Source organism: Microcoleus sp., assembly GCF_049646505.1.
In the GTDB taxonomy this organism is placed as follows: domain Bacteria; phylum Cyanobacteriota; class Cyanobacteriia; order Cyanobacteriales; family Microcoleaceae; genus Microcoleus.
This window is the reverse complement of record NZ_JBARVX010000194.1, coordinates 1-5,381: the sequence shown is the minus strand read 5'-3', so window position 1 is coordinate 5,381 and position 5,381 is coordinate 1. Positions and strand designations below refer to the sequence as shown.

The following is a 5,381-nucleotide window of genomic DNA, read 5'->3' as shown; positions in this document are numbered from 1 at the left end:
TCTTCGGCAAAATCTATCTGTTCTGGGCAGGCTGGCAAGCTGGACTTTACGGCTTAGTTATCCTGGGATTAATTACCAGCGTAATTTCGATTTACTACTACATCCGCGTCGTCAAAATGATGGTAGTAAAAGAGCCTCAAGAGATGTCGGATTCGGTTAAAAACTATCCCGAAGTTCGCTGGAACCTTCAGGGAATGCGGCCTTTGCAAGTCAGCGTCGTACTAACTTTAGTAGCTACAACATTGGCTGGAATTTTGTCTAATCCTTTGTTTAACTTAGCAAACGATTCTGTCACAAAAACTCCCATGTTGCAATCGGCAATTAATCAGGTTGTACCGACTTATGCTGTGAAAGTTGAATCAAATCTCTTGTCTAGCCGGGATTAAGTTTACCTAGTTTTGAAATCTTGAAAAACGCCTGACTCTGCGAAGTTGGGCGTTTCTTTTTGGTTGTGATATACTGTTAATTATGATTTTGTCACCGCAGATGCAGGCAGATTGACGCAGATTGACGCAGATGCAGAGTTTGTAGGGAGGTAAAAATGTTAGTACAAAATCAGCAAAAGTTTTATAGTCTAGATGAGTACCGGGAGTTAGAGGAAACTGCCGAGTTTATAAATGAATACCGCAATGGAGAAATTGTACCAATTGCAGGCAGCACTATTAATCGCAGCCAGATTAAAGGCAATATCTGTGCTGGTTTGCATACTGCTTTGCGAGGGAAGGATGCAGAAGTATTTATCAGCGGTTTGCGGTTGTGGATTCCTCGGTATCGACGCGGAACTTATCCTGATATTATGATAATTGAAGGAAAACCTGCTTTGACGGAAGGACGGAATGATGAAATACTAAATCCTGTGTTGATTGTAGAAGTGCTTTCTAAGTATAGCGAGGATGTTAATCGAGATGATAAGTTTCGGTTTTATCGCTCTATTCCTGAATTTCGGGAATATGTGTTAGTCAGCCAATACGAATTTTTAGTCGCACAATATATTAAAAATGAATCGAATGAGTGGTTGTTTCGAGAATATGAGGGAGAATCGGCAATAGTTTCTTTTGATTCGGTGGAAGTACAAATGTCCGCGAGCGATATTTATGAGTTGGTTGTATTTGAGATGTTGCAGAATTCTCAATAAGCCTTTTATGAACAGGCAAGATGCCTGTTCCACAAAAAGTAGATGTTCTTGTGGAACAGGCATCTTGCCTGTTATAGAAAGCAGATAATAATTATTATAGAGGTAAACGATGAATGTAATTTGGTTACTGTTAAAAGCTTCTTGGTTAAATGTTTCCATCGCCATACTCACCGGCTTAATCAGCGGCGGTTCCAGCGCTATGTTAATTGCCCTAATTAACCGCGCCATCAGCGATAATTCTAATGCTAATTTAGTCTGGTATTTTGCGGGATTGGCAATCTTGGCTCTTTTGAGCGGCTTTGTCTCTCAATTTTTGTTGATCTATCTTTCTCAAGAAGCTGTTTATAACCTGCGGCTGAGTTTGAGCCGCGGCATTTTGTCTTCTCCTTTACGGAATTTGGAAGAATTGGGCGCTAACCGCTTGCTGGCGACTCTGACTGATGATGTGGGAACTCTTTCTAATACTATATTTCTGATTCCTTTTCTCTGTGTTGATATCGCCGTTGTTGTCGGCTGTTTAACTTATTTAAGCACGATTTCTGGCACGGTTTTTGTGGTGGTATTTGGTTTTCTGGTGCTAATGATTGGCACGGTGCAATTGTTGCTCAACAAAATGCGGAAATTCTTCGATTTAGCTAGAGAAGAACAAGATATATTGTTTAAGCATTTTCGCAGCATTACTGACGGAATTAAGGAACTAAAACTGCATTTTTTGCGCCGCCAAGAGTTTTTAACGGAAGAGTTGCAGGTGAGTGCTGATGCTTCCCGCAATTATAATGTGACTGCTTTGAATACTGGTGCGGTTGCGATTGGAGTCGGGCAGTTGCTGTTTTTTATGTTAATGGGTTTGCTGTTATTTGCCTTGCCAAAGTTTGTGCCGGTTTCTACGCCTGTTTTGTCGGCGTACATTCTGACAAGTACCTATTTGATGTCTCCGTTTCAGAATATTTTGCAAAGGTTGCCGGCGATTTTTCGTGCTAATACTTCTGTGGAAAAAATCCAGAGAATGGGATTGGCTTTGGCGAGTCAAGCTGAGATAAGTTCGGCGGTTAAAATGGTGGAAAATTCTGATTGGCAGACTCTTGAATTAAAGGGGGCAACTCACAGCTATCCGGGAGATAAAGAAGACAGCAATTTTATTTTGGGCGAACTGAATTTGAAGTTTCATCCGGGTGAGTTGGTGTTTATAATTGGCGGCAACGGCAGCGGCAAGTCTACTTTGGCTAAGTTGATTACTGGTTTGTATATTCCTGAATCTGGGGAAATTCTCTTAGACGGACAGCCGATTACTGATGGGAATCGAGAATGGTACAGGCAGCATTTTTCTGTTATTTTTTCTGATTTCTATTTGTTCGATCGCCTTTTGGGGATGGCTAACCGCGATTTGGACAAGCAGGCGGCTGAATATTTGCGAGAGTTTCATTTGGATAATAAAGTTCAGGTAAAAGATGGCGTTTTGTCAACTACGGCTTTGTCTCAGGGACAGCGAAAACGGCTGGCTTTGCTGACTGCTTATTTGGAAGATAGGCCGATTTATTTGTTTGATGAGTGGGCTTCGGATCAAGACCCGTTTTTCCGGGATATTTTTTACAAGCAGTTGTTACCGGAGTTGAAGCGGCGGGGAAAAACGGTGTTTGCAATCAGTCACGACGATCGCTATTTTGATATTGCCGATCGCGCAATTAAACTAGATTACGGTAAAATAGAGTATGACCGACAACATTCCTAGATATCGAATTGTTGAAAGTTTGACGGAAAATCAGGTTTCCGACTTGATGGATTTGTACAAAAACGAGTTTTGGTGCGACAATCGGAGGCGGGAGGATGTGGTGAAAATGCTCGCCGCTACTGATGTTATCATTGGTTTGGTCGGTGAGGGCGATGGCGTCCCGCCCCGCAAGCTACGGCTAATTGCTTTTAGTCGCGTCATCACCGATTTTGTGTACACGGCGATGATTTTTGATGTGATTGTCAAGCCGACACACAGAAAGACGGGACTGGCTACAGTGTTGATGGATGCAGTTGTCAATCATCCAAAATTGCAAGCAGTCGAGAATTTTTATCTTAATTGTTTGCCGAACATGATGCCGTTTTACGAGCGCTGGGGTTTCACGGATGACATGGGGGACATTAAGTCTATGAGGCGAAGAAAACCTTAAGATTAGTTTATCTTCTTCCCTCTGCATTGCATCAGCGTTTATCTGCGGTTTAAAAAACCACCTAACAAATTGTGCTAATATTGGTATATTTTCTAAATTCCCAACTTTGCCTTCAGCACATCTTCTGTGTCTCTAAAACCTACTAAAACAGCGGTTCCATCTTTAACAAAAAGAGGACGCTTCAGCAGCATCGCATCCTTAGCAAAAGCCTCAATCCACTCTTGGTTTGTCCAATTGTTCCGAACTTCGCCCAAAGCGCGGTAAGATTGGCCGGATGTATTTCGCATTTGTTGAGAACCTAAACAATTTACCCATTTTTCAATTGTTTCGCGGGTCGGTGGCTGTTCTTTTGTGTTAATGAATTCGTAGGTGATACCGCTATCTTTGAGCCACTGGAAAGCTTTTTTACAAGTGCCGCAGTTGGGAATTCCGTAAACTTGAATTGACATAATATTTGGGAATGGGGAATAACTAACGACTGTTGACTGTTGACTGTTAACTGTTGACTGTTAACTGTTAACTGTTGACTGTTGACTGTTGACTGTTAACTGTTGACTAAGAGGGCGGGCACGGGGGCACCGCCCCTACCAACTAATGACTAACAACTAATGACTAATGACTAATGACTAATGACTAATGACTACTGACTAATTTAGCTTGTTGAATCCATTTTTGCACGCGATCGACCGAAGGAGTCAAATCATTGCGCTGCATTGTCGCTACGTGCAGTCTCAGGATTTGTTGGTGCAATCTCTCTGCGGGCATTTGAGCTAATTGGGACGCTGAAGCAACGCCTGCGTGCAGCAACAGCCCGCAATACTGACAGCCTACACTGGGAATCCGAGCCAGCTCTGCCATCGCTACCCATTTGCTTACGTACCGAATGTTAATCTGTAATTGATGTGCTAGCAACGCTTTCGCAGCCGGTGTTTTTGTCATCCGAATTAATTGCGCGGTTGTGGTGATGCCGCAGTCTTCTAGTTGAGACTGGTTTTCATTGCTCAATCCCGGTAAGTGTTCGATCGGCCAATCCCGTAGTTGTACGGATTTTTTAGGAGCTTTGTGAGGAATTTTCATCTTATTTTCAGGAAATTTACTTATACTTTAAAGTCGAAAATATCAAGCCGTCAATAGATGCGATCGCTCGTGTCACAAAATCAACAAAAGCCCGATCGACTAATTTGGTCGATCGCCCCTGTTGCAACAGGCAATGTTAATTACTTGTCCCGTCGCAATTTCAGGCTTTTTGTAGTCGCAGTTTAGGAACGTTCTTGCCGAACAAGATCGGGTCGGGAATGACGACAAAAACAATAAAAAAAGACCGTGAAAAAGATGACAGCAAGCAATCATATAAAGATTAGACTTTTTGCCAAAGGGCTGCTACATTGGAACTTAGGACTTTATTTATTTTAAGTCCGACAATTAAACAACTCAAGTCCTGACTGCAAACACAACTCAAAATCATTTGTTTTAATCCATGAAGATTACAAAAGGTGATAATTTGTTAAAAACTATTTTACACCAACGCCGGCAAAAACTTGCCAGTTTAATTAATTTTCCGGTAATTCTTTGGTCTGGGCGCAGCATTCCTCGCAATTATCCGGCGCTTACTTTTCCTTTTCGCGCTAGCAGTCACTTTCTATATTTTGCCGGTTTGCAGTTAGAAAATGCTGCCATTCGCTTAGAATCGGGCAAATTAGAATTGTTCTTAGATGATGCAGATTCTAGCAGCACTCTTTGGCACGGAGAAATGCCGAAACGTGCAGAAATTGCTGAACTAATTGGGGCTGATGCTGCTTTCCCCATGACTGAATTAAAAGCGCGAGCGACAAATGCGGCAACGATCGCCCTTCAGGATAGCTTGACTCTGTTGCAACAGTCACAAATTCTCGATCGCCCCCTTGCACCGTCCAAAGCGCCAACCGGAATTGACCTAGAATTAACTCACGCAGTCGTATCTCTGCGCCTGAGCCACGATGCAGCCAGTTTGGTCGAATTGCGTCAAGCTGCGGCTGTCACCGTAGCAGCACACAAAGCGGGCATGGCGGCAACTCGAAATGCTCGAATTGAAGCCGGGGTGCGCGCTG

General features: G+C 42.9%; 6 protein-coding genes and 1 pseudogene. 5 read left to right on the top strand and 2 right to left on the bottom strand.

Going from position 1 to position 5,381, the window contains the following annotated elements:
- From WBA89_RS10690 to WBA89_RS10675, 4 genes and pseudogenes are all read left to right on the top strand, one after another.
- Positions 1-386: pseudogene (locus WBA89_RS10690) on the top strand (NAD(P)H-quinone oxidoreductase subunit N); the annotation flags it as partial.
- A 155-nt stretch (positions 387-541) separates the two neighbouring features.
- Positions 542-1,135 carry a Uma2 family endonuclease gene (locus WBA89_RS10685; protein WP_424406264.1) on the top strand — a complete coding sequence of 198 codons (594 nt, stop codon included), beginning with the start codon at positions 542-544 and terminating at the stop codon, positions 1,133-1,135.
- A gap of 109 nt (positions 1,136-1,244) precedes the next feature.
- Positions 1,245-2,864 carry a cyclic peptide export ABC transporter gene (locus tag WBA89_RS10680; protein WP_424406263.1) on the top strand — a complete coding sequence of 540 codons (1,620 nt, stop codon included), beginning with the start codon at positions 1,245-1,247 and terminating at the stop codon, positions 2,862-2,864.
- A complete protein-coding gene (locus tag WBA89_RS10675) occupies positions 2,845-3,294 on the top strand; it encodes a GNAT family N-acetyltransferase (protein WP_424406262.1) in 450 nt (149 codons plus the stop codon). Before WBA89_RS10680 ends, WBA89_RS10675 begins: the two co-directional genes overlap by 20 nt.
- Positions 3,295-3,386: 92 nt before the next feature.
- On the opposite strand, the gene WBA89_RS10670 is transcribed toward WBA89_RS10675, so the two are convergent.
- The gene (locus tag WBA89_RS10670) at positions 3,387-3,743 is read right to left on the bottom strand and encodes a Spx/MgsR family RNA polymerase-binding regulatory protein (RefSeq protein ID WP_424406261.1); all 357 of its coding nucleotides are present in this window, start codon (positions 3,741-3,743) and stop codon (positions 3,387-3,389) included.
- 184 nt (positions 3,744-3,927) lie between these two features.
- Complete coding sequence (locus WBA89_RS10665) at positions 3,928-4,371, bottom strand: DUF4332 domain-containing protein (RefSeq protein ID WP_424406260.1); 444 nt, start codon at positions 4,369-4,371, stop codon at positions 3,928-3,930.
- A gap of 400 nt (positions 4,372-4,771) precedes the next feature.
- Between WBA89_RS10665 and WBA89_RS10660 the strand changes: the two genes are divergently transcribed.
- A partial coding sequence (locus WBA89_RS10660; RefSeq protein ID WP_424406259.1) for an aminopeptidase P N-terminal domain-containing protein occupies positions 4,772-5,381 on the top strand: 610 nt, incomplete at its 3' end.

Bases quoted from the DNA above. Each gene is read 5' to 3' on its own strand.
- WBA89_RS10685 (WP_424406264.1), top strand. From the start codon at position 542: ATGTTAGTACAAAATCAGCAAAAGTTTTATAGTCTAGATGAGTACCGG.
- WBA89_RS10680 (WP_424406263.1), top strand. From the start codon at position 1,245: ATGAATGTAATTTGGTTACTGTTAAAAGCTTCTTGGTTAAATGTTTCC.
- WBA89_RS10665 (WP_424406260.1), bottom strand. From the start codon at position 4,371: ATGAAAATTCCTCACAAAGCTCCTAAAAAATCCGTACAACTACGGGAT.
- WBA89_RS10670 (WP_424406261.1), bottom strand. From the start codon at position 3,743: ATGTCAATTCAAGTTTACGGAATTCCCAACTGCGGCACTTGTAAAAAA.
- WBA89_RS10675 (WP_424406262.1), top strand. From the start codon at position 2,845: ATGACCGACAACATTCCTAGATATCGAATTGTTGAAAGTTTGACGGAA.